The sequence below is a fragment of the Thalassococcus profundi genome, assembly GCF_003344785.1.
In the GTDB taxonomy this organism is placed as follows: domain Bacteria; phylum Pseudomonadota; class Alphaproteobacteria; order Rhodobacterales; family Rhodobacteraceae; genus Puniceibacterium; species Puniceibacterium profundi.
This window is the reverse complement of the sequence record NZ_QPMK01000083.1, coordinates 1-548: the sequence shown is the minus strand read 5'-3', so window position 1 is coordinate 548 and position 548 is coordinate 1. Positions and strand designations below refer to the sequence as shown.

Sequence of the window (548 nt, the reverse complement as noted above, 5' to 3'; positions counted from 1 at the left end):
CGCCGACCCGGTGATGGCGTAGGGAGACCCGGCCACGGTCGCATCCGCCGCGGCGCCCGCGCTCGTGAGCGCCAGCGAGGTCACCGCGTCGGAGAACAGCAGCCCCGTCGCCACGAACTCCGTCCCGTCGAAGGTGAAGAGCTCGCCGTAGGTCTTGCTCTGATCGTCGGGGGTGATCGTCAGCGGCGCCGGGGTCACGTCGAAGCTGCCGGTGTCGTAGGTGATCGCGTAGTTGCCGAGGCCCGAGCCCTCCGCCGCCGACCCCGTGATCGCGTAGGGCGACCCGGCCACGGTCGCGTCCGCCGCAGCGCCCGCGCTCGTGAGCGCCAGCGAGGTCACCGCGTCGGAGAACAGCAGACCCGTCGCCACGAACTCCGTCCCGTCGAAGGCGAAGAGCTCCCCGTAGGTCTTGCTCTGATCGTCGGGGGTGATCGTCAGCGGCGCCGGGGTCACGTCGAAGCTGCCGGTGTCGTAGGTGATCGCGTAGTTGCCGAGGCCCGTGCCCTCCGCCGCCGCCGCGGTGATGGCGTAGGGCGATCCGGCGACGG

1 protein-coding gene is annotated in these 548 nt (G+C 71.7%); it reads right to left on the bottom strand.

The genetic code is table 11. The features are described 5' to 3' along the window. Positions 1-548, bottom strand: a 548-nt coding sequence (locus DU478_RS23080; RefSeq protein ID WP_267897134.1) for an MBG domain-containing protein, incomplete at both ends; no start/stop codon positions are given.